The following is a 21410-nucleotide window of genomic DNA, read 5'->3' as shown; positions in this document are numbered from 1 at the left end:
TTACTTGCAACGCGCGCGGCTACTCTATTTTATAATCGTACGTAATCTCGCACGCTTTGGAGAGCATCGCCGACGCCGAGCAATACTTTTCCTGAGAAAGCCTAATCGCCTCGACCACGTCTTTTTCCTTGAGCCCCTCGCCCTCGAGATGATAAGTCAAATGTATCGCCGTAAAGACCTTGGGGTGTTCTTCGGCCCGGCCCGCGTCGACCTCGAGCCGGAACGCTCGCAAGGGCGCTCTCTTCTTTAGGAGTATGGAAACGACATCCATACCCGTACAGCCGGCGAGGCCGAGAAGGAGTAATTCCAAGGGGCGGGACGCGGCTTCGGCCCCCCGCAGCTCGGCGGGGCCGTCCATCGCGAGCCAGTGATTGGAGTCGGACTTACCTACGAAGGACAACCCTTTGACCATATAGACTTCGGCCTTCATTTCAACCTCCTTAAAAAGGCCGTACGCGAAAACGGAACGAGGTATTTATGCCCGTAGATAAACCCCGCGCCGACGGCCGCCGACCGGACCAACTCCGGCCCGTAAAAATATCCCGCGGGTATATAAAACACCCCGAAGGTTCGTGCCTTATAGAAGTCGGCGATACCAAGGTCATCTGCGCCGCCTCGGTGGAGGCCGGCGTCCCCAACTGGCTCGAGGGCGCCGGCCGGGGCTGGGTCACCGCCGAATATTCTATGTTGCCCCGGGCCACACATACAAGGTCTTTTCGCGAAGGACGGACCGCCCGACCGCCGGGCCGCACGATGGAAATACAACGGCTCGTGGGCCGGTGCCTGCGCGCCGTAACGGACCTGCCGGCGCTGGGAGACCGACGCGTCGTCGTCGACTGCGACGTCATCCAAGCGGACGGCGGCACTCGAGCCGCGGCCATCACCGGCGGCTACGTCGCGCTCCGCGACGCTCTCGCTAAAGCCCACATCACGGACGAGAGCGGCCAAATCCCGCTCGCCGAAGTCATCGTCGGGGTATCCGCCGGCATCGTCGGCGGCAGGTTGCTGCTCGACCTGGCGTACGCCGAGGACAGCGACGCCGCGGTGGACATGAACTGCGCCATCACGGCCTCGGGCCGGTTGGTAGAAATCCAGGCCTCCGCCGAAGAACGGCCTTTCGCCGACGTCGAATTCGAGAAGCTCCTGGCGCTTGCCCACAAGGGCGCATCGCTGCTGGCCAGGCTCGTAGCCCAACTCTTCGAAAGGGACCTTCCTTCTATACGAACCCACGAGGGTACGTAAAGCGCGCCCATGTCCGACTCTTTCTCGTTCGAGGTCGAAGCCGCCGGCCCGACGGGCCGCGCCGGCCTCCTGACGACCCCCCACGGCGTCGTAAAAACCCCCGCCTTTATGCCGGTGGCCACCCAGGCGGCGGTCAAACTCCTTGCGCCGGAAGAACTGGAGGCCGCCGGGACGAGCATCTTGGTCGCGAACGGCTACCACCTATACGTACGCCCGGGCGCGGAGGTCGTGGCGGCGCTGGGCGGCCTCCACCGATTCATGTCGTGGCCCGGCGCCATCCTCACGGACTCGGGCGGCTTCCAAATTCACTCCCTCGCGCCGCTGCGCGACGTAGACGACGACGGCGTGACGTTCCGCTCCCACGTCGACGGCCGGCTGCTCCGGCTCACGCCCGAGGTCGCGACCGACATCCAGGAGCAACTGGGCGCGGACCTCATAATGGCCTTCGACTATTGTACCTCGTATCCCACCAGCCGCCAAGAGGCCGAAAAAGCGGTTGCCCTCACGACGGCGTGGGCGGCGCGCTGCCGCGAGGCGCACGGCTCGCCCTCGCAAAGGCTACTGGGCATCGTCCAGGGGGCGCTCTTCAAAGACCTGCGCGAGCGCAGCGCGGCCGACCTCGTCGCGATGGACTTCTTCGGCTACGCCGCCGGCGGCCTTTCGGTCGGCGAGGAACCGACCCAGACCGCCGAGTACGCGGCCTTCACGGCCTCGTTACTCCCCCCGGATAGAATACGCTACCTCATGGGCGTGGGGCGCCCCGGAGACATCGCGCAGGCGGTCGCCGCGGGCGTCGATATGTTCGACTGCGTCGTGCCGACGCGGGAAGGACGGCACGGGACCGCGCTCGTCGCCGAAGGCCGCGCCAACGTACGCCAATCGTCGTACCGCGACGACGAGCGTCCCCTGGACGAAGGTTGCGATTGCTACACTTGCCGCCGCTTCAGCCGCGCGTACCTCCGCCACCTCTTCCTCGCCGGCGAGCACCTCGCCGGACGCCTCGTATCCCTACACAATTTAAACTACCTCCACCGGTTCGTCGCCAGCCTTCGCGAAAAAATCCTCCAAGAAAATAATTGACGGCGGCTCGCTCCGCACTTAGAATAGGAGGAGATGTACCGAGCAGCGATCACGGCCCTTATAATCGTCGCCGGCGCGGCCCAGGCCGCGGTATGGGTAGGCTACGAAGGCGGCTTACGCCAATATACGGACGAGGGCGAACTCGTACGCACCTACGACGATTACCGCCGGCCTATCTCGCTGGCGTTGGACGTTGAACGCCGCCGCCTGTGGTTCCTCGACGCGTACGACTACGGCCTGGTCTGCTTCGACGTCGACGCCGATAAAGAGGCCTTCCGCATCCGCGACGCGGCCCACGCCCCCGCCATAGGCACGAGCAACCTCCGCCTTTATCTTCTCGAAAAGCGGCCTATCGAACCTTCTATCTCGCTCGACGCGGGGGACGGCTCGGTGTGGGTCGCCGACTTCTACGGCCACCAGGTGGCGAAGTACGACGCGGCCGGTAAAGAGGTCTTCCGCTCCGGCTCCTTTCACGAACCCTTCGCGGTCGCGGCTCTCGGCGACTGTCTCGCGTGGGTGGCCGGCGGTATCAAGACGCTAAGCCTGGTCGGGCCGGAATGCAAAACCCTGCGGAGCTTGAGCGGCGTGAACGAGGCCCGGGCGCTGGCCTACGACGCGGCCCGCGAATTGGTGTGGGTTGCCGACTACCGCAACAACAGGGTTTTCGCCATAAACAGCGAAGGGCGGCTCAAAAGGAAGGTGACCGGGGTCGAGCTACCGGCCCAGCTCGCGGTCGACGACGCCCGGGGGACCGTCTGGGTCGCGACCCACTACGCCGGCATCGTTAAGATATCGGCCGATAACGAAAAAATAACCGGCTCCATACCGGAACCGGAAAGCGTGGCCGGTCTCGACGTCGACGGCGGCGGCAGGTTGTGGGTGGCGTACGACCAGGTGGAAGAAATAGTCTGCTATTCCCCTTTGGGGGACAAGGTTTTAACGATCAAACGAGTTAACATGCCCACCGGCGTAGCGGCCGAGTGAACGTCGCCGGCCTCGCTACCAAGTCCACTCCACGTGATACTGCGAGCCGGCCCTCATCCGGCCCACGCGCCACTCGAGCACGGCGCCGTCGGGCGAGCGTTGCAGGTCGGCCGGTTTGGACGCGCGGTTCTCCTTCTTAACGTACGCCCGCGCCCGGTGGGGCAATCGCCCCGGCGGGAACTCGACGCGGAACACCACGTCGTCGGTCGGGTAATCGCCGACGAACATAAACGAGACGTCGTCGCCGGTAAAAGCCTCGTAAATATTGTACGCTAACTTACGCGAAACGGGCACCCCCGGCGCGAGCGGCGGTTTGAACACTACTTTGATAATGTAATATTTCCCGACGCTCATCCTCTCGCCGATTTCGCCGGGCGTGACGTCGAAGTCGTCTAACCGCCCTTTGGTAAACAAGTTCCTATCCCGGATGTCGGCGAGGGGCTTAGCCATCGGCACGAGTTCCTGCTTCTTCTCGAAACGGGCCACTTTGCCGTCGGCGTCGAGGAGCTTCAACGTCAGCTCGGCGCTCCTAACTTTCAACACCGGCCGCTGGAAAGTAAACGCCGCCCAAACGAAAACGACCACCGTAAGCGCGGCCAGCACGCCCCCCGGCCACACCCAGCCCAGCGCGAAGCACACGACGGAAGCGACGACCAAGACAGCTACGCCTACGATTTTAATAGTATTACTCACGATATCCGCTCCTTAGTATATAAACATCGCGTCGCCGTACGAGTAGAAACGGTAACCTTCCTCGACGGCGGCGGCGTACCAACCTAATACGTTCTCGACGCCCGCGAACGCGGCCACCAGCGCCAGCAAGCTCGAGCGCGGCAAGTGGAAATTAGTCAGCAGCGCGTCCACGACTTTGAACCGGTACCCGGGGTAGATAAACAAGGCCGTCTCGCCGCGGAAGGGCGCCACGACGCCGCTGTCGTCGCCCGCGGTCTCGATCGCCCTGACGGCCGTCGTGCCCACCGCCACGACGCGACGTCCCTCCAGCTTCGCCGCGCTTATCGCCCGCGCCGCCGAGCGGTTCACGTTCGCCTCCTCGCGCTCCATCTCGTGCTCTTCGAGGGCTTCGGCGCGAATAGGTTTGAAAGTGCCGTACGATATATGGAGCGTTATCTCGACTACGTCGACGCCGGCCGCGCGGATTTGTTCCAGCAAAGCGGGCGTGAAATGCAACCCGGCGGTCGGAGCCGCAACGGAGCCGCGGCGCCGGGCGTATACCGTCTGGTACCGTTCGGCGTCCTGGGGCGTGGTACCCGCCGGCCTTTTAATATAAGGCGGCAACGGGACGCTGCCGGCGGCGTCCACCGCCGCCTCCACGTCGTCGACGCCGAAAAACTCGACGACGCGTTCCGGGCCCGCCAGCACGCCGACGACCTCGGCCACCAGGCCGTCGCCGCCGAAGGCAAATCGCGCGCCAACGCCCGCCCGCCGCGCGGGCCGGGCCAACGCCCGGTACCGCCCGGGCGCCAACTTCTTGAGCAACAGCAGCTCGGCCTCGGCGCCGTCCAGCGAACCCAGAAGCCGCGCCGGGTAAACGGACGTATCGTTTATGACCAAAACGTCCCCGGCCCGCAATAAACCGGGGAAATCGGCGAAAGTACCGTGGGAAGGAGCTCCCCCCTCCCGCCGACATACCATAAGCCGGGCCCCGTCCCGCTCGGGGGCCGGTTCCTGGGCGATAAGTTGGCGGGGGAAGTCGTAATCGATAATGGCGGTTTTCATAAGCCGGAACGTATATTAACACAAATCGGGCGCCGGTTGAAGGTAAAACGCGGCGCCGTATACCCTTGCGTAGATGCCGACATAGTGATACCATGCGAAAGTCAACCTAGAGGTTTCCTATGCTGAAATCGATGACCGGATTCGGCCGCGGCGAAGCCCCCTATGGCGACGGCTTCATTATTGTCGAAGTCACGACCGTAAACAGTCGGCACCTCGACGTCGTCGTACGGGGGTTGCGCGAGTACGGCTCGTTGGAGCTTAAAACCCGGGCGCTGGTGGGCGAAAAACTCGGCCGCGGTTCCGTGCACCTGAACGTTGCCGTGCGAGGGACGGCGCCGACGGCGAAACGCGTTAGGGCCGAAGTCGAGCTCGCTCGCGAATACTTAAGCGAGTTCGAGCGCCTGCGATACGCGCTGGGTTTGAAGGGCAACTTCCCGATGGACGCGTTGACCTCGTCGGAATGGTTCCTGGTCGTGGAGGAAGAGGCCCGCGACGAGGAGGTTTTTACCGAAAGCATCGTAGCCGCGCTTGAGGGGGCGTTGGCCCGCGTCGTCGAGATGCGCGAGGCGGAGGGAGCCAAATTGGCCGCGGACCTCGACGAGCGGCTGCAGCGGGTAGAAAAACTGGTCGACGACGTAGCCGCCCGCGCGCCGGAAGTAACCGCCGCCTACCGCGACAAGCTCGCGGCGCGCGTCGCGGAGCTGGCCCCCAACGCCGCGTTCGACGAATCGCGCCTCGAGGCGGAAGTCGCTCTGTTCGCCGAAAGGTCCGACGTTAGCGAGGAAATCGTCCGCACCCGGGCCCACCTCCGGGCCTTCGCCGACGCCGTCGCCGGCGGCGGCCGGGTGGGACGCCGCCTCGACTTCTTGACGATCGAAATGAACCGCGAGACGAACACCGTCGCGGCCAAAGCGCAAGACGCCCACATAGCGTCCACCGTCATAGGAATAAAAGACCTGCTCGAGCAAATACGCGAGCAGGTTCAGAACGTCGAGTGATGCGCCGCCCCGGCTAGTACCTCTTCACGGCGGCGACCGAATTTATTACCTCTTCCCACGCCCGGGCGTGGGCTTCCCACGTATAGCTGCGTTCCACCGCCCGGCGGCCCCACCGGCCGTATTCTCCGCGCAAATTCTCGTCGCCCAGAAGGCGGACGACCGCCGCGGCGAATTCGCCCGGCTCGTCGGCGGCGATGAACTCCCGCCCGGCGACGAAGTCCATACCCTCCGCGCCGCGGGTAGTAGAAACCACCGGCAGCGATACCGCCATCGCCTCCAACACCTTCATCTTCATCCCGGCGCCGAGCCGCACGGGACATACGTAAACTTGCACCCGCCTCAAGTACTCCTTGACGTCCGGTACGGCCCCGGTGACGACGACGCCGTCGCGCCGGCCCAACGACCGGGCTTCGGCGTTCGGGTTTTTGCCCACCACGTGAAATTTCGCTTCCGGGACTTCTCGCCGCACCAACGGGAATATCTCGTTCGCGAAATACGCCGCCGCGTCGACGTTGGGGGGATAATCCATAACGCCCGAGAACGCGATGGAGGCAGGCTCTTTCGGTACGTCTTTGTCGGATGGAATATCGGTGCCCGAGGGGGCGAAGTAAATGGGGAGGCCGGGGCATAGCTCGCGGATAACCTCGGCGTCGCGACGCGCCACCAACACGCAGGCGTCGTACCGAGGGTAGGTTCGCCTCTCGTAGCGCCGGACCTTCCAATATTGCAGTAGGCAGTAGACGAACGACGCCGGGTCGAGGGGTAAGCCGAGCCGACGTTTATAATATAGCGAGATCGCGTCCAACGGCGCGATAATTTTGGGCGTGTGTTTTACCTCGAGCGTATACTGGGCCATATTGATGTGGCCCCCTATAATAACGTCGAAGCGTTTACGTCGGAGCAACCGTTCCAAGGCCGAGGCGAAATTACGGTTGCGGTACAACAGTACGCCGAAGGGCCAAATGGTTAACATGCTCCACAATCGTCGGAACGGCGTCTTCGAAATTTCGTGCTCTACGAGCACTAACTCCTTAACCATCTCGCGGACGACGGCGACGTCCTCCGGCGCGTCGCCCACCGTCATAGCCAGCATCGTAACGTCGTGCCTATCGCGGAAATAGCGGAGAAGGTTAAAAACCACCGCGCGGTTCGAATCCGTGGGCGGGTACGGTACTTCCGACGCGATAATCAAAAGGCGCACGTTTACTCCCTTAAATCAAAAACCGTTATTATTATAAACCGTTTACCGCGCTAATACAACCGGAACCTCCCTCCTCCGAGCGCCCGGCCCGGTAGCGGTTATCCGACCCCCGCCGGCCCGGGTTAAAAAAAACCGCCCCCGGGGGCGGCTGCGCGCGCGACGCGGCGCTTACTCTTCTTCGGCCCATTCCTCCAAGAATTTCGCGATAAGGTCCTTCTCCTCCCGGTCCACTACGCGCTGCTCTTCCGCCGATATCGGGACCAGTTCGCCCTCCCGCAGTTTATTTATCATCAACTCGTGTTGGCTCTGCATAAGGCGGCGTAGCTTCTCGGTCCGGCCGGCGCCTTCCAACGCGCCGACTTGCTGTTTGGCCCGGGCGACGACGGCGCCGCCCTTGAATATGAGGGTTACCAAGTTATCGCCGACGTTCTCGGTCTGGACATGGTACCGCTCGCCGGCAACGGTAACTTCGTAATTAAGCCCTTGAATGATCATAGCTTTCCACTATTTCCCACAGAGCTCTCTTCAACGCCGTCACGCCCTCGCCCGTAAGGGCCGACGTCGCGACTACGTCCACGGCGGCGGCCGCCCGGAGCTCTTCCATCGCGCCGCGGCCGTGCGGCAGGTCCGTCTTGGCCGCAACTACGACCCCCACCCGGGGAATTAGACGGGCGTCGAAAAGCCTCAGCTCGCCCATAACGGTCGCGTAATCGTCGGCGGGCGCGGACCCGGCGACGTCGACGACCATCGCCAAAACCTTCGCCCGTTCCACGTGACGCAAGAAATCCTGTCCCAAACCCCGCCCCTCGGCCGCCCCCTCCAGCAAGCCGGGTACTTCGACCGCGGCGAAAGCGCTGGCGGGCGTTACCTCTACGATACCGAGCTGAGGCGCCAGCGTCGTAAACGGGTACGCCGCCACCTTGGGACGCGCCGTGCTCATCGCCGCCAACAGCGACGACTTACCCGCGTTCGGCGCCCCTACCAGAGCGACGTCCGCTATTATCTTCAGCGTAAAGCGGACGCGCCGGACCCGGCCGGGCCCACCCTTTTCAGCGTACCGCGGTACTTGAAGCGTGGGCGTCGCGAACCGAACGTTACCCCGGCCTCCCCGGCCGCCGCGGGCCAATACCAACTCGTCGCCCCCCTCTATTATCTCGCCCAGCGTCTCCCCCTCCGCCGTCTTAATTTCCGTCCCCAGCGGCAACCGTATCCTTCGGTCCTCGCCGGCGCGGCCGGCCCGTTTCCGGCCCGCGCCGTCGCCGCCCCGCCCGGCCGCTATGACTTCCGCGCCGGAGAGGTGATTGAGGGTACGCAACGCCTCGCAACCGACGGCGTAGACCGACCCGCCGCGGCCGCCGTCGCCGCCGTCGGGCCCGCCCCGCGGCACTAACCGCTCGCGCCGGAAAGAGACCGCGCCGTCGCCGCCGTCTCCCCCCCGCGCCTCGAGCTCAATTTCGTCGACGAACACAACAAACCCGCCGGGTACGCTGACGCCGAGAAGCTAAGCGCTTTCCAACCCGCCGGGGCATCCTTTTGTGTCGAAGAATATTATGCGCGCTCGTTTAAACCGGGATTACGACGTGGACCTCGCGCCGTTTTTTCCGGGTGACGTATTTTACCCGGCCGTCGGCCGTCGCGAACAGCGTATAGTCTTTACCGACGCCCACGTTATCGCCCGGGTAAAAACGAGTACCGCGTTGGCGGATTATTACGGAGCCGGCGGTAACGAACTCGCCGCCGAACGCCTTCAAGCCGAGGCGCTGGCCGGGGCTATCGCGCCCGTTTCGGGATGAGCCGCCGGATTTCTTGTGGGCCATAATCGTCTCCGTTACCGCGACCGGCTGGAAGCCGGGATTCCGGTTAAGATTTGGTAACCGATAAAACCTTTACTACCGTATAGGGCTGCCGGTGGCCGCGTAACTTTTTATAATCTTTACGGCGTCGAAACTTAAAAACTTCCACTTTCGAGCTGCGCTCGTGGCCGACGACTTCGGCGGTAACGCGCGCGCCCTCGAGTACGGGCGTGCCGACGTCGACGCCTTTCGCGTCGGCCGCCACCAACACTTCGTCGAGCTCGAGCCTCGAGCCGACGTCGGCGTCGATTTTATCCAACGCTACGACGTCGCCTTCGCGTAAACGGTATTGGCGGCCTTTAAAACGCACTATGGCAAACATTATAACCCCTTTATCAAACGCTATTTATAACATATTAAATATCCCTTGTCAAGTTATCCCTGACGCGCGACGCCCCCGCCGGCCGCACGCCGCCGGCAAAGCACCGCTAACACTACGGAGCCGCGAAGAGCTCGCCCCCGCCTATCCGGTAAAGGCCAGGGACGGTTCACGTTGCGGGACCCGTTTTTTTTACTTGACAAGGAAAATCCCTTTCTATTATAATATCGAGCAAGGAGCAAGCCAAAGGTGCCGAACGCCTTGGCGCAAAAGAGATATATATCGTGGTGCTTTTCCCTCAAGCTCTTGAAGGGAGGTGAACCGCCAGTATGAAAAAGGTTATCACGCTGAGCGTCCTTGGAGCTTTCTTTCTAGGCTTCCTCGCCTTGGGTTGCGGCCCCAGCAAAAAATTACTCGACGAGTATTACGACGCCAAAATGCTAAAACAGGAAGGCGAAGACCGACTGGCGAAGGCTACATCGGCCAACGCAGCGTATAAAGCCGAATACGACAAAGCCGTAAAGAAGGTTGACGAGCTTCGTGCGCAACATAAAGACCTTCACGAAAAGCGCAACAACATAGAGAAAGCTCGTAAATTGCCGGTCACGCCGTTGCTCCACGGCGCCGAGAAAGAACCGACCTGGGAATAAGCCGCTAAACTTAGCCGGACGGCTCAAACACGGTTACCGGAATTAACGAGCCCCGGCGTAAAAAATACTCCTAACGAAAGGGGTGTTAACGGGTGAAACAGGCTGTCTTAGCTTTCGCGGTTTTCGCGCTGTGCGTCGCCCCGTTCGCTTTAGCCCAAGATTACGACGCGCTCAAGCGTGAAGTTAAAATGAACGAAGGCGCCGGCGAAGGTAAAATCGAAGAGCAGATCCAGACCCGCCTCGACGACCAGGCGCGCCTGAATAAGGAAGCCGAGGGCGTAGAGTTCGAGAACAAGGCGCTCGAGGGCAAGGTCATGAAAGTCCAGAAAGTCCACGACTTCTGGAAAACGATTATCGGCGAAGATATGGCCTTCCTTAAGAAATACGAAGTCGTAGGAGGTCAGCATGTCGTCGTCGAAGGCGAATGCCTTTGGATGATCGCCGGCATGGAATACGGCCATCCGTACTACTACAAGTGGCCCCTTATATACAACGCCAACCGCGAACTCATAAAGGATCCGGACCTTATCTACCCCGGCTGGAACCTAGTAATCCCGGCGATGCAGTAATTATCGATCTTCGTAAAAAAGACAGTCGCTTCCGACTGTCTTTTTTTTTGAGGGTAATACGACTATGCTAGTCGTAGTGCAACGCGTGAGCGAGGCAAAGGTTTCGGTGGAGGGGCGCGCCGCCGCGGCCGTCGGCCCGGGCTTGCTGATACTCCTGGGCGTCGCCGCCGGCGACGGCGAGCGAGACGCGGCCTACCTCGCCGCCAAAATAGCCCACCTGCGCTTGTTCGCCGACGACGAAAGCCGGATGAACCGCTCGCTGCTGGACGTGGGGGGCGAAGCGCTCGTGGTCTCGCAATTCACGCTCCACGGCGATTGCCGCAAGGGCCGGCGGCCGGATTTCACGCGCGCCGCGCCCCCCGCCGAAGCCGAGCGCCTTTACGATAGGTTCATCGAGGAGCTGTCCGCCCTCGGCGTGCCGACCCGGGCCGGCGAGTTCGGCGCGATGATGGCCGTATCGCTCACCAACGACGGGCCGGTAACGCTGATAGTACGTTCCCCCTCCGAGGCCGGATAAAAAAACCCCGCGGGCCGCCCCGTCAATCGCCCCGGTCGCCCGGCGGCCCGAACCTCTCGCGCAAGAGTTCCAACAGGCGTTCCCGCTCGTTGAGCGATTGGTCTTCCAAGACGCGCTCGAGCAGGTAACTTAAAACCTCCCCCACTTTGGGGCCGGGCGGGATATCGAGCTCCGCCATTACGTCGCGGCCGTCGACCGCGAGGTCCTTCTCGGTAAAGGCCTCCTCCCGGGCGATGGCGTCGTTGATGCGGCGCTCGAGCGCGCGCAGGTACCCGGGAAAGCCGTAGTTGGTGCCGTTACCGAACCAGTCGGCGATTCGCAGGTCGAAGAGGTCGGCTATGTTTTCCCGCCCCACCTTGCGGATAAGCCGCCGGATCGCGGCGTCGGTCCAGGAGGGGGTATAGCCGAACATGTGGTAGTAGACCAGGTGCAGGACGTGGTCCCGCTCCTTTTTGCTGAAGCGCAGGCGGTTCAGGATGTGGCGGGCCATCCGGCGGCTCACCGCCTGGTGGTTGTAGAACGTCACCCGGCCGTCGCGCACCACGCGCGTACGCGGCTTGCCGACGTCGTGCAGCAGCGCCGCCAACCGCACGAGCGGCTTTTCGGCCGGCGCCGCGTCGCACGAGTATAGCGAATGAGTGTAAACGTCGTAGGCGTGAAACTCGTTTTGCGTAACGGCGTACCCTTCCAATAGCTCCGGAATAAATAACTCGAGCAGGCCGGTCTCGCGCATAAGCTCGAGGCCGTACGACGGTTTGGCCGCCGTGGCCAACATCTTAACGAACTCGTCGCGGACCCGCTCGACGGCTACCATCCGGACGCGGTCCAATACCGCGGGTACGGCGTCCAGGGTCTCGGCGTCGACGTCGAACTCGAAGCGCGCCGCCAGCCGCACGGCGCGGAGGGGTCTCAGGCCGTCCTCGCGAAACCTCTCCCGGGCGTCGCCTACGGCCCGGACGACGCCGCGTTCGAAATCGTCGATGCCGCCGAACAAGTCGACGAGTTTATCCTGCAGGGGGTCGTAGGCCAGCGCGTTGAAGGTGAAATCGCGCCGGCTGAGGTCTTCTTCTATACTCCGGGCGTACGTGACGTCGTCGGGATGGCGGGCGTCCCCGTACTTACCGTCCCGCCGAAACGTCGTCACCTCGTAGTCGCCCCGGGCGCCCAGGACCGTAACCGTCCCGTGTTTGATACCCGTCGGCGCGGTGCGGCGGAAAAGCCGCTGGACTTCTTCGGGGACGGCGTCGGTCGCGACGTCGAAGTCTACCGCGTCCAAGCCGGCGAGCAGGTCCCGGACGCAGCCGCCCACGAGGTACGCTTGCTTACCCGCGGCCCGGAGCGTCCCGACGACCTCGCGTACCTCGGCCGGCACTTTCTTCAGGTTAGCCCGATTCAACCGCTTTTTCGGCTTCTTTCCTAACTTCAGCTTCATTTCCCGAGCGCTACCGCGACCGCCATCGCGTAACCCTTCTCGTGGCTTATAGTAACCATGACTTTTTCTACGCCGCGCTCGGCGGCGAGCGCCGCGGCTACGCCGCTAAGTTCGACCGTGGGCCGATTGCCGTCGGCCCTGACGACGACGTCGCGGTAAGCGAGCCCGGTGAGCGCCGTCGGCGAGAGGGCCTTGACTACCGCCTCCTTGGCCGCGAACCTGCCCGCCAGCGCGCACGCGTAGTCGACGCGCGCCATACAGTACTCCCTCTCCTCGGGCGTAAAGAGACGCTCCAGAAAACGGCCGCCGAAACGCTCGTACGCTCGCGCGACGCGCCTCACCTCTATCAAATCGGCGCCGATGCCGATTATCGCCGTCATTCGAACCCCACGCGGCCTTGCCGCATCAACGCCAGCATTTGCCTCGTGGCCTCTTCCAGGCCGACGAACATCGCCCGCGCTGCGATGCTGTGTCCTATGTTGAGCTCCTCGAGCTCGGGTATCGCCGCCACCGGCTTGACGTTGTAATAGGTAAGGCCGTGGCCGGCGCTGACGCGGAGGCCGAGTGACGCGGCGACGCGCGCCGCCGCCGCGATTTCCTCCCGCCGCGCGGGTCTGTCGGACGCGGCGGCGTTGGCGTACGAGCCGGTGTGTATCTCCACCGTCGTAGCCCCCACTTCCCGCGAGGCCGCGAGTTGTTCCTCCGCCGGCTCCACGAACGTACTTACCGGGACGCCGCCCTTGCCGAGTTCGGCGACTACGTCGGCCAAACGCCCGCGGCCTGCGGCGACGTCGAGGCCCCCTTCCGTAGTGAGCTCCTCGCGCCGTTCCGGCACGAGCGTTACGAACTTCGGCCTATACTTCAACGCCACGGCGACCATCTCTTCGGTCGCCGCCATCTCGAGGTCGATGCCGGTGGCCACCGTCCGGCTTAGTATTTCGAGGTCCCGGTCTTGGATATGGCGCCGGTCCTCGCGGAGGTGTATCGTGATATGGGCGGCGCCGCCCCGTTCGGCGGCGTACGCCGCGGCCACCGGATCAGGTTCAAAAGTACCCCTCGCCTGGCGCAGCGTCGCGACGTGGTCGATGTTGACTCCCAAACGCATAACCTTCTCCTTAAGCCGATATCTTAACCGAACCGGTACTTCAGGGTAACGGTAGGCGAATCCTCTCCCGGCGCAAGAAAGTTACGTAGGAACGGTACCCGCCCTCCTTCGCCAGCGCCACCGCCCGCTCGAATTCGTGCCCCACCTCGTACGGGGCGTGTGCGTCGGAGCCGAACGTTACCGGAACGCCGAGGTCGCGCGCGCGCCGCAACAACTCGAGCGAAGGGTAAATTTCGCCCACCCGCTTCCGTAAGCCGGAGGTATTCACCTCCAAGACCATACCGCCGGCGGCGACCGCCGCCAACGCGGCGTCTTCCGCGTCTTGCACCGGCTCCTCCGGCGAATAACCGAATTTCTTCGGCAAATCGGGATGCGCCCACGCGTCGAAAAGGCCCGACCGGGCCATCCTGACTACCAGCGCGTAATAATCGCGGTATAACGCGGTTATATCGGCCCCCTCGTAACGCGCCAAACCTTGCGTATGGTCGAAAGGCCAATCCCCCACCCAATGGACGGAGCCGTAAACGTAGTCCAACGGCAGCGCCGCGAGCACCGCCTCGAGCCGCGCCTCTTGACCCGGGAAATAGTCGGCCTCGACCCCCAACAACACCGGCGTGGGCGATTTAGCTTTAAGACGCTGGATTCCGTCGATGTAAACCGGCAAATCGTCCCACGACATAGCCAGCGCGGCGTCGGCCATACTCGGCTCGAGGAACGGCAGGTGGTCGTTGAAGCCTATGCCCGCCAGGCCGTCGGCCGCGGTGACGTAGGCCCGGGGGGCGCCTTCGGCATGGCCGCATAACGGCGTATGCACGTGATGGTCCACGGGAAGACGGGGCTGTCGCTCCTTAGCGTTCACTCCGGTTTCTCCCCCTCGTCGTTTTCGCCGGGAGCTTCCGTCTCTTCCTCGGGGCTTTCCTCTTCCTGCAGATATTCGTCGACCAACTGTTTAATATCCAAACCCTTGTGGTCTTTTCCGCGTACCTTCGTCATAACGGCGCCGTAAATCGCCGGCGCGACTTTCACGATGTGTGGCCCGAGCAAGCTGGTGTTCAGGTCCCGCTCCAACTTGGGGAAGAACGGAAATAACGCGAAGACCAACGCCGCGACGCTGGCGAAGATCAACCCCCGGGCGAAGCCGAACGCCCCCCCCGCCAGTCGGTCGAACCAACCTACGAAGAGTCTCTTGGCGCCCTTGTGGAGAAGGTGGCCGAGCCAGCTCGAGCCGAAGGCGATGACGCAAAATATCACGACGAAAGCCGCCAAATTAGCTACCGCCGGCCGGGCGTCCAACCAACCCCCGATATTCCAACCCAACGCCTCGTACAACCTGAAACCGGCGAAAAGGCCGAGCACGATGCCCGCTAAATTGAAAAACTCCCGGAAGATTCCCCTCTTTACACCCAAGACGCAATTAACCGCGACGATCACCGCCAACGCGGCGTCCACCCAGTTAATACCGCGCATCTTCCCCCCGCTTTCGGTTCAAATAGTACCACTTTATGGCGCTCCACGAACAAGGAAAGGTTTGCTCGTTGGCGACAACGTCGGCGTACGATGCACCGGTACCGTCTACCATTTCTACGATAACCCAAGGGCCCGACGCGTCCGACCGCGCCAGGCCGAACGTAACTTCGCCGCGGGCGTAAAAACAATACGTCGGCTCGCGCCATACCCTCACGCGGACGTCGAGAGGCACGGTCGTGAATTCGGTCGCCGCGGCCGGCGGCATTCCCACTAATCCCGGCGCCGTCTCCATCTCCAATACAACGTGGTACGCATCATCGAGTAGCGCCCGCGTAGCATCCATCTCCTCGCGCCAACCCCATTTCGCGGGGAATCCGGGGGGCGGCTCCTCGGCGCTCGACGTAAACCTCTCCGGCGAGAACAACGTCTCGTACGTCCGGCAATCCGGCGCGTTGTACGCCAACTTCAGGTTGTATAAGGTCTTCGCCGGCGTGTATGCGGGCCGCGCCGGCGGGCGCCTCTCCGGCCGTCCGCAAGACGAGAGTACCGCGGCCAATAAAATTACGGCGAAGCGTCGCACTTCCCGGCCCTCCCGGCGTCAGAGGCGCCGGGATATCGCGACCGCCCTCCGGACGACTTCCATCGCGTCCCGGCCGAATATGCGAACCATAGGTTCTTTACCTACGGCGCCCCGGTCGAAAATAATCGGGGGGACTATACCGACTCCCGCCACGGCCTCGTCGACGCCCCACTCGACCGTCCGCCCCTCGTCGCCCGCTATATCGGCCGGTTCCCGGGCCCGGTCGAAACCCGCCCCGCGGTAATTGAGCTCCGAGCACGCGGCGAGTACGTCGTCGCCGAAACGGACGTTCATAGCGGCTCGAGCCGACGCGTCGTGCTTCATCGCCGCGAGCACCGCGCGCGCCATATGGCGGCTCGCGCCGAACGCCGGCGTCCCGCACGCGCGTACGGCGGCGCCCACCCGCGCGACCCGCCCCGACACCGCGCACACCTCATCCACCGAACGCGCGTCCGGTATTGCGTACGCGATATTGGTCCCGACCTCCGGTATCAACTTGTACGTCCCGCTGGCCGCCTCGAAGACGTTGACCGCGCGGAGCAAATTGTTGTATACGCGCCACCGCTCGGCGTCGCCGAACACCGCGGCCGTCCGACCGGGTACCGAGGCGCCCTTCCCGGGGGTGACCGCGCCCGTCACCGCGGCGCTTACGTATTCCTCCCCGCGTTCGAAGGCCTCCAGGACGTCGGCGTTGAACGCCAAATAGGCCGTTACTGCGGCCGCGACCAGACAACCGGTCCCGTGGATGGGCCCCTCCACCCGGGCCCGGCGGTACTCGCGCATCTCCGCGCCCGTAAAGAGAATATCCACTACGTCGGCTTTGCTCCCCACGTGGCCGCCGGTGGCCAGGACCGACAGGCCGTACCGTCCGTGGAACACCCGCACCTGCGTCCGCAGCTCGCCGTGATTTTGCGCCGGCTCGTCGTCCACGAGGTAAGCGAGTTCGAAGCTGTTGGGCGTCGCCAACGATACCTGCGGCAGGATGACGTCCGCAAACGCCTTCTCCGGTACGCCCTCGTATAACGGCTGACCCGCACCGGCCTTCATTACGGGGTCGAATACCACCGGGACGCCGCCGTCCTTGAACTTGGACAAGTACGGCCCTAACTCGTACGCCAAGCGGTCGGACGCCAACATGCCGAGTTTCACCGCGGCTACGTCGACGTCGTCCAACACCGCGTCCAACTGCGCCTTCAGGTCGCGCTCGCCGACGGCCCAAAATCCGGAGACGCCGCGCGTATTTTGGTACGTGATAGCCGTCGCGACCGCGGCGCCGTACACGCCGATAACCGAAAAAGTAACGACGTCCGCGGTTATGCCGGCGCCGCCCGAAGGGTCGAGCCCTCCTATAGTCAACGCCACTTTAGCCTTCATTTATTCGGCTCCGCTTCTTCGCGAACTGCTTTAACGGGAACTTTCGCCGCCTCCGCCGAGGCTTTCTTCTCGTACTCTTCGAAAACCTCGTCCGGGATAAGTAGGTCGGCGTCGTCGGGAATCTCGACCACCTTTAGTTTGCTGCCGTCGACGATGTGAACCGGCAATTTGGCGCTGAGGTAGTTGTACGGGTCGACCGGCACGTTATTAATGCGTACCTCGTAGTGGAGGTGGTTGCCGGTAGCCAGGCCCGTGGCGCCAACTTTGCCTATTACGTCCCCGCGTTCGACGCGGTCGCCGACCTTGACGTCCGCTTTGGCCAGGTGGCCGTAACGCGTCGAAAACCCGCCGCCGTGGTCGAGGAAGATGACGTTTCCGTAGTACGGATACGGGCCCGCGACCACCACTACGCCCTCGGCCGGAGCGCCTATCGGCGTACCGGCGGGCGCCGCGATGTCCAACCCGCCGTGGATGCGGCCTCGCCAACGCCGCGCGCCGAAGTACGACGTTATAATACCCTTCACCGGCGGCATATCGGGAACGTCCGCCAAGAGGGATTTGCGGCGTTCCAGCAAGCGCCGCAGGACCAGAAACTCCTTTTCGCAACCTACGCAAAAGGTGCGCAGCGTTCGCTCGTGCCGCCGCGCTTCGGTTCCGAAGCGTTCCTCGTCCAGTTTGTAGAGCGCGTCGAAATACTCGGCCTCGCTTATCGTCGGCCCCCCGGCGCTGAGCTTCTTCGCCGATTTAGCGTCTAACTTAAATCCCGCCATTATCCTGAGGTCGGTGTAGAACTTATCGAGCTTTTTCAAAGCCGCGTCGAGCTCCTCCAACCGGAGCGCGTAGTCGTCGCGTTCCTTTTGGAGTCGGAAGCTCAAATCGGATATGACCTCGTCCCGCCGGCCGAGCTCGCCGCCGAGATGACGGTTCTCGCCCGTCAACCGGCGGTTCCGTTCGAACGTAGGCCGGACGGCGTGGTCCATCGCGCGGTAGTTGTAATACAACGTCACCGCGACGCCGCCCGCGCTTACGGCGAGGCTGCACGAGAATACGGCCAGCGCGGTAATAATACGCCGTGATAAATGGACCGACCGTACGCGCCCCGACGAATGCGAACCTATCATTAATGTGTAATCGCGTTTAAACATAGCGTTTCCACCCGACTAATTTAAATCTTATCAGAAACCGTTCCCTAAATCAACGCCTCGAAAAATTAAAAAACCCGGCTCGCGGCCGGGGTTACGTCGGTATAATAAAACTAAAATTATATTCGCGGTAAAAGGGGTACCACCGCGGCCTTAGCCCACGCTACCAGTGGCTGCGGCCAAACGCCGAGGAGTACCGTAAAGATGAAACATATGAGGAGAGCCACCGCCGCGGCCGGCGAAACCCGCCGCATGTCCTCGCCCTCCGCCTTGCCGAAGTACATCGGCTTTAGCACGCGCGCGTACATGAAAAGCGCGACGACGCTGGCCAAAATCGCGACCACGGCGAGGAAAATATAATCCCGCGCGATCAACGCCGCCAATATATAGAATTTGGCGAAAAAGCCGGCCAGCGGCGGGATACCGGCGAGCGCGAGCAGGAAGACCGCGAGGGCCGCGGCGAGGATGGGGTGCCGCTTCCCCATACCGGCGTAATCCTTCAAGTCATAGCCGCCCGTAACGTGGCCTATAACGGCCACCGTCCCAAAAGCGCCGATGTTCATCGCCGCGTACAACGCAAGATATACGAGGACCGACGCGAAGCCGAGGTGGGTATCGGCGACGACGCCCAACAACGCGAAGCCGGCGTGAGCGATCGACGAATAGGCCAGCAGCCGCCGCACGTCCTTCTGGACGATGCCGACCAGGACGCCGAAGACCATCGACGCCACCGCCAGCGCCGCCAGGTACTTGGTCCAGCCGCCGTAAACCATGTCCAGCGGCGCGTGCAGCGTCAGAACGAGCCGTAGGATTACGGCGAACCCCGACGCCTTGGACGCGACCGACAGGAACGCCGCGATGGGCGTGGGCGCGCCCTGGTACGCGTCCGGCGCCCACATATGGAAGGGAACGGCCGAGATTTTATAACCCAGGCCTACAAGAATCAGGGCGAACGCCAGGAATACGAACTCGGGCGGCAGCGTCGCCGCGGCTCCGGTCACCGGGGCGAGGAACGTCAGGTAGCCCCACGACCCGAACGCCCATTCCACCCGCGGTAAACTCCGGGCGATAGCGGCCAGGTCGGTGGCGCCGGTCATACCGTAGAGGAGGCCGAAGCCCAAGAGCATCACGGCGGAGGCGGCCGCGCCGTAGAGGAAGTACTTCAGGCCGGCCTCGGCCGAGAACCGGTCGCCGCGGATATACCCGACCAGAACGTACGAGAGTATGCTGGAGAACTCGATCGCGACGTAGATGAGGACGAGGTTGGTGGCCGACGCCATAAACGATACGGCGCACGTCACCATTATGAGGAGGGCGTAGTACTCGGGCCGGTCGCTGCCCTCGAGCGGAGCGTAACGCGCCGACAACAGCGCCACGAGCGCGAGCGCCGCGCAGAAGATGACCGCGAATATAACGAAGAACGGGTCGACGGTAAGCGCGCCGAACCACGAAACCGCCGGCTCGCGCCACAGCACCAGCGCCGCGACGGCCGTGGCCGCGGCGACGGCGACCGTGAAATAGGGCGCCACGGCGCCGGCGAACCGCCGCGAGGCCGCGCTCGCCGCCACCAGCAATACCGCGCCGCCGGCGAGTATCAAATGAGGTAAGAGGCTAAGCCAGTCGTATTCCATAACGCGCGGCCGTCTACTTGAGGGCCATCATAACCCGCGAGAGCTCGGTGAGCGCCGGGTTCATTAATTTAATCAAAACCGACGGATAGACACCTATGAGAACCATGAGTATCATGAGCGGCACCACCGTCACGAGTTCGCGGAAGTTGATGTCGGGTAAATTCTCCCACCGCGGCATTAATTTCCCCAGGAACATACGCCGTATGGTCCACAGGAAGTACGCCGCGGTTATGACTATGCCGGCGCCCGAGATGATGACCAGCACCGGGAATACCGGGAAGGCCCCGGCGAGCGACAAGAATTCCGCTACGAAACCGGCGAGGCCGGGCAACCCGAGAGAAGCGAACATCGTAAAGGACATTATGCCGACGTACACCGGCACGCGGACGGCGAGGCCCGAGAAGGCGTCGATGTCGCGGACGTGGGCGCGGTCGTAGAGGACGCCCACCAAGAGGAACAACGCGCCCGTTATGATGCCGTGGCAGAACATCTGCATCACGGCGCCGTTGAGGCCCGTCGGCGTCATAGCCGCGGCGCCCAGCAGCACGAACCCCATGTGGCCCACCGACGAGTACGCGATGAGCTTCTTGAGGTCCTTCTGCGCCATCGCGACCAGCGAGCCGTAAACGATGTTAATCACGCCCAGTATCGCCAGCGGCCAGGCGAACCAGTGGGCGCCCTGCGGCAGGATGGGGAACGAGACGCGGAGCAAGCCGTACCCGCCCATCTTCAACAGCACGCCCGCCAGCAATACCGATATCGCCGTGGGCGCCTCGACGTGGGCGTCGGGCAACCACGTATGGAACGGGAAGACCGGCACCTTTATCGCGAAGCCCACGAAGAACGCCAGGAAAACGACGATCTGGAACGTCCGCAGGAAGGTCCCCTGCTGCCGCATGAGCTCGAGCATGTCGAAGGTATGGGGCTGGGCGGTGAAGTACAGCGCCAATATCCCCAAGAGCATTATCACGCTTCCCAACAACGTGTAGAGGAAGAACTTTATGGCGGCGTATTCGCGCCTTTCGCCCCCCCACATGCCGATGAGGAAGTACATCGGCACCAGCATGACTTCCCAGAAGACGTAGAACAGGAAGAGGTCTAGCGAGACGAAGACGCCCAACATCCCGGCTACGAGCAATAAATACAGCGCGTAATATTCCTTGACCCGTTCCTTTATGGAGAAAGAGGCGATGGCGGCTAAAAACGACAACAGCGTCGTAAGAATAAACAACGGTATCGAGAGGCCGTCGATGCCGAGATGATAGAAAACATTTACCGAAGGAATCCAGCGGTGCAATTCCTCGAGCTGCATCGCGCCGGTGATACCCGGGTCGAATACGGCGAGCGCCCACGCCGAGAAACCCATCGCGACGGCGGTGAACGCAACGCCGACGGCCCGGATGCCGGTCACCCACCGCTCGGGCAGGAGCAAGACCACCACCATCCCCACCACCGGCGTAAAGACGGTTGCTGTTAAAATAGGAAACGCCATCGCCATAGCCTCCTAAACAATATGTACGCGCGGGCCC

25 protein-coding genes are annotated in these 21410 nt (G+C 62.8%); 7 read left to right on the top strand and 18 right to left on the bottom strand.

The genetic code is table 11. The features are described from left to right. Positions 1-19: 19 nt before the first annotated feature. Entirely contained in the window at positions 20-430 is a 411-nt protein-coding gene (locus VMX79_08725; GenBank protein HUV87183.1) for an OsmC family protein, read from the bottom strand. A gap of 47 nt (positions 431-477) precedes the next feature. On the opposite strand from VMX79_08725, the gene rph reads away from it, so the two are divergent. The 3 genes from rph to VMX79_08710 are packed head-to-tail and all read left to right on the top strand — an operon-like array spanning position 478 to position 3306. Continuing rightward, the gene (gene rph / locus VMX79_08720; GenBank protein HUV87182.1) at positions 478-1242 is read left to right on the top strand and encodes a ribonuclease PH; all 765 of its coding nucleotides are present in this window, start codon (positions 478-480) and stop codon (positions 1240-1242) included. Positions 1243-1251: 9 nt separating this feature from the next. Continuing rightward, positions 1252-2322, top strand: a complete 1071-nt coding sequence (tgt, locus tag VMX79_08715; protein HUV87181.1) for a tRNA guanosine(34) transglycosylase Tgt — start codon at positions 1252-1254, stop codon at positions 2320-2322. Positions 2323-2355: 33 nt separating this feature from the next. After that, positions 2356-3306 (top strand): hypothetical protein, encoded by a 951-nt coding sequence (locus VMX79_08710; protein ID HUV87180.1) that lies wholly within the window; start codon positions 2356-2358, stop codon positions 3304-3306. Positions 3307-3321: 15 nt separating this feature from the next. Here the strand turns inward: VMX79_08710 and VMX79_08705 are convergent, their stop codons facing one another. After that, entirely contained in the window at positions 3322-3999 is a 678-nt protein-coding gene (locus tag VMX79_08705; GenBank protein HUV87179.1) for a hypothetical protein, read from the bottom strand. 12 nt (positions 4000-4011) lie between these two features. Beyond that, a complete protein-coding gene (queA, locus tag VMX79_08700) occupies positions 4012-5043 on the bottom strand; it encodes a tRNA preQ1(34) S-adenosylmethionine ribosyltransferase-isomerase QueA (GenBank protein HUV87178.1) in 1032 nt (343 codons plus the stop codon). Positions 5044-5162: 119 nt separating this feature from the next. On the opposite strand from queA, the gene VMX79_08695 reads away from it, so the two are divergent. Beyond that, entirely contained in the window at positions 5163-6041 is an 879-nt protein-coding gene (locus VMX79_08695; protein ID HUV87177.1) for a YicC/YloC family endoribonuclease, read from the top strand. A 13-nt stretch (positions 6042-6054) separates the two neighbouring features. Here the strand turns inward: VMX79_08695 and VMX79_08690 are convergent, their stop codons facing one another. The 5 genes from VMX79_08690 to rplU form a co-directional block, all read right to left on the bottom strand. After that, the gene (locus tag VMX79_08690) at positions 6055-7242 is read right to left on the bottom strand and encodes a glycosyltransferase family 4 protein (GenBank protein HUV87176.1); all 1188 of its coding nucleotides are present in this window, start codon (positions 7240-7242) and stop codon (positions 6055-6057) included. 168 nt (positions 7243-7410) lie between these two features. Then, positions 7411-7737 carry a hypothetical protein gene (locus VMX79_08685; protein HUV87175.1) on the bottom strand — a complete coding sequence of 109 codons (327 nt, stop codon included), beginning with the start codon at positions 7735-7737 and terminating at the stop codon, positions 7411-7413. Then, entirely contained in the window at positions 7718-8710 is a 993-nt protein-coding gene (gene obgE / locus VMX79_08680; protein HUV87174.1) for a GTPase ObgE, read from the bottom strand. Before obgE ends, VMX79_08685 begins: the two co-directional genes overlap by 20 nt. Before the next feature lie 94 nt (positions 8711-8804). After that, positions 8805-9059: a 50S ribosomal protein L27 gene (rpmA, locus tag VMX79_08675; GenBank protein ID HUV87173.1), complete on the bottom strand. Its 255-nt coding sequence runs from the start codon at positions 9057-9059 to the stop codon at positions 8805-8807. A gap of 43 nt (positions 9060-9102) precedes the next feature. Next, complete coding sequence (gene rplU / locus VMX79_08670; protein HUV87172.1) at positions 9103-9417, bottom strand: 50S ribosomal protein L21; 315 nt, start codon at positions 9415-9417, stop codon at positions 9103-9105. Positions 9418-9743: 326 nt separating this feature from the next. Between rplU and VMX79_08665 the strand changes: the two genes are divergently transcribed. The 3 genes from VMX79_08665 (at position 9744) to dtd (ending at position 11150) form a co-directional block, all read left to right on the top strand. Continuing rightward, the gene (locus VMX79_08665) at positions 9744-10064 is read left to right on the top strand and encodes a hypothetical protein (protein HUV87171.1); all 321 of its coding nucleotides are present in this window, start codon (positions 9744-9746) and stop codon (positions 10062-10064) included. 92 nt (positions 10065-10156) lie between these two features. Next, positions 10157-10633, top strand: a complete 477-nt coding sequence (locus tag VMX79_08660) for a hypothetical protein (GenBank protein HUV87170.1) — start codon at positions 10157-10159, stop codon at positions 10631-10633. Positions 10634-10697: 64 nt separating this feature from the next. Continuing rightward, the gene (dtd, locus tag VMX79_08655) at positions 10698-11150 is read left to right on the top strand and encodes a D-aminoacyl-tRNA deacylase (GenBank protein ID HUV87169.1); all 453 of its coding nucleotides are present in this window, start codon (positions 10698-10700) and stop codon (positions 11148-11150) included. Between the two features lie 22 nt (positions 11151-11172). Here the strand turns inward: dtd and VMX79_08650 are convergent, their stop codons facing one another. The 10 genes from VMX79_08650 to VMX79_08605 form a co-directional block, all read right to left on the bottom strand. Next, complete coding sequence (locus VMX79_08650; protein HUV87168.1) at positions 11173-12582, bottom strand: HD domain-containing protein; 1410 nt, start codon at positions 12580-12582, stop codon at positions 11173-11175. After that, entirely contained in the window at positions 12579-12962 is a 384-nt protein-coding gene (acpS, locus tag VMX79_08645) for a holo-ACP synthase (protein ID HUV87167.1), read from the bottom strand. The genes VMX79_08650 and acpS overlap by 4 nt, the downstream gene beginning before the upstream one ends. Further along, positions 12959-13687, bottom strand: coding sequence for a pyridoxine 5'-phosphate synthase (locus VMX79_08640; protein ID HUV87166.1), 729 nt, complete (start codon positions 13685-13687; stop codon positions 12959-12961). Before VMX79_08640 ends, acpS begins: the two co-directional genes overlap by 4 nt. Positions 13688-13727: 40 nt before the next feature. Then, positions 13728-14546 (bottom strand): histidinol-phosphatase HisJ family protein, encoded by an 819-nt coding sequence (locus VMX79_08635; GenBank protein ID HUV87165.1) that lies wholly within the window; start codon positions 14544-14546, stop codon positions 13728-13730. Further along, positions 14543-15154, bottom strand: a complete 612-nt coding sequence (locus VMX79_08630; GenBank protein ID HUV87164.1) for a CvpA family protein — start codon at positions 15152-15154, stop codon at positions 14543-14545. The genes VMX79_08635 and VMX79_08630 overlap by 4 nt, the downstream gene beginning before the upstream one ends. Further along, a complete protein-coding gene (locus VMX79_08625) occupies positions 15141-15734 on the bottom strand; it encodes a hypothetical protein (GenBank protein ID HUV87163.1) in 594 nt (197 codons plus the stop codon). The genes VMX79_08630 and VMX79_08625 overlap by 14 nt, the downstream gene beginning before the upstream one ends. 18 nt (positions 15735-15752) lie before the next feature. Beyond that, positions 15753-17108: a bifunctional hydroxymethylpyrimidine kinase/phosphomethylpyrimidine kinase gene (locus VMX79_08620; protein ID HUV87162.1), complete on the bottom strand. Its 1356-nt coding sequence runs from the start codon at positions 17106-17108 to the stop codon at positions 15753-15755. After that, complete coding sequence (locus VMX79_08615; GenBank protein HUV87161.1) at positions 17105-18229, bottom strand: M23 family metallopeptidase; 1125 nt, start codon at positions 18227-18229, stop codon at positions 17105-17107. The genes VMX79_08620 and VMX79_08615 overlap by 4 nt, the downstream gene beginning before the upstream one ends. 140 nt (positions 18230-18369) lie before the next feature. After that, positions 18370-19881: an NADH-quinone oxidoreductase subunit N gene (locus tag VMX79_08610; GenBank protein HUV87160.1), complete on the bottom strand. Its 1512-nt coding sequence runs from the start codon at positions 19879-19881 to the stop codon at positions 18370-18372. Positions 19882-19894: 13 nt separating this feature from the next. Further along, positions 19895-21379, bottom strand: coding sequence for an NADH-quinone oxidoreductase subunit M (locus tag VMX79_08605; GenBank protein ID HUV87159.1), 1485 nt, complete (start codon positions 21377-21379; stop codon positions 19895-19897). Between the last annotated feature and the right edge of the window lie 31 nt (positions 21380-21410).

Source organism: bacterium, from assembly GCA_035529855.1.
Taxonomy (GTDB): domain Bacteria; phylum RBG-13-66-14; class B26-G2; order WVWN01; family WVWN01; genus WVWN01.
Note: the sequence above shows the minus strand (reverse complement) of the source record. Positions and strands in the feature narration are given on the sequence as shown.

Coding starts and splice junctions, on each gene's coding strand:
- VMX79_08630 (HUV87164.1), bottom strand. CDS start 15,154: ATGCGCGGTATTAACTGGGTGGACGCCGCGTTGGCGGTGATCGTCGCG.
- VMX79_08695 (HUV87177.1), top strand. CDS start 5,163: ATGCTGAAATCGATGACCGGATTCGGCCGCGGCGAAGCCCCCTATGGC.
- rph (HUV87182.1), top strand. CDS start 478: ATGCCCGTAGATAAACCCCGCGCCGACGGCCGCCGACCGGACCAACTC.
- VMX79_08610 (HUV87160.1), bottom strand. CDS start 19,881: ATGGAATACGACTGGCTTAGCCTCTTACCTCATTTGATACTCGCCGGC.
- VMX79_08615 (HUV87161.1), bottom strand. CDS start 18,229: ATGATAGGTTCGCATTCGTCGGGGCGCGTACGGTCGGTCCATTTATCA.
- VMX79_08650 (HUV87168.1), bottom strand. CDS start 12,582: ATGAAGCTGAAGTTAGGAAAGAAGCCGAAAAAGCGGTTGAATCGGGCT.
- dtd (HUV87169.1), top strand. CDS start 10,698: ATGCTAGTCGTAGTGCAACGCGTGAGCGAGGCAAAGGTTTCGGTGGAG.
- rpmA (HUV87173.1), bottom strand. CDS start 9,059: ATGGCCCACAAGAAATCCGGCGGCTCATCCCGAAACGGGCGCGATAGC.
- VMX79_08605 (HUV87159.1), bottom strand. CDS start 21,379: ATGGCGATGGCGTTTCCTATTTTAACAGCAACCGTCTTTACGCCGGTG.
- VMX79_08640 (HUV87166.1), bottom strand. CDS start 13,687: ATGCGTTTGGGAGTCAACATCGACCACGTCGCGACGCTGCGCCAGGCG.
- VMX79_08665 (HUV87171.1), top strand. CDS start 9,744: ATGAAAAAGGTTATCACGCTGAGCGTCCTTGGAGCTTTCTTTCTAGGC.
- queA (HUV87178.1), bottom strand. CDS start 5,043: ATGAAAACCGCCATTATCGATTACGACTTCCCCCGCCAACTTATCGCC.
- VMX79_08685 (HUV87175.1), bottom strand. CDS start 7,737: ATGATCATTCAAGGGCTTAATTACGAAGTTACCGTTGCCGGCGAGCGG.
- VMX79_08725 (HUV87183.1), bottom strand. CDS start 430: ATGAAGGCCGAAGTCTATATGGTCAAAGGGTTGTCCTTCGTAGGTAAG.
- VMX79_08710 (HUV87180.1), top strand. CDS start 2,356: ATGTACCGAGCAGCGATCACGGCCCTTATAATCGTCGCCGGCGCGGCC.
- acpS (HUV87167.1), bottom strand. CDS start 12,962: ATGACGGCGATAATCGGCATCGGCGCCGATTTGATAGAGGTGAGGCGC.
- VMX79_08620 (HUV87162.1), bottom strand. CDS start 17,108: ATGAAGGCTAAAGTGGCGTTGACTATAGGAGGGCTCGACCCTTCGGGC.
- tgt (HUV87181.1), top strand. CDS start 1,252: ATGTCCGACTCTTTCTCGTTCGAGGTCGAAGCCGCCGGCCCGACGGGC.
- rplU (HUV87172.1), bottom strand. CDS start 9,417: ATGTTTGCCATAGTGCGTTTTAAAGGCCGCCAATACCGTTTACGCGAA.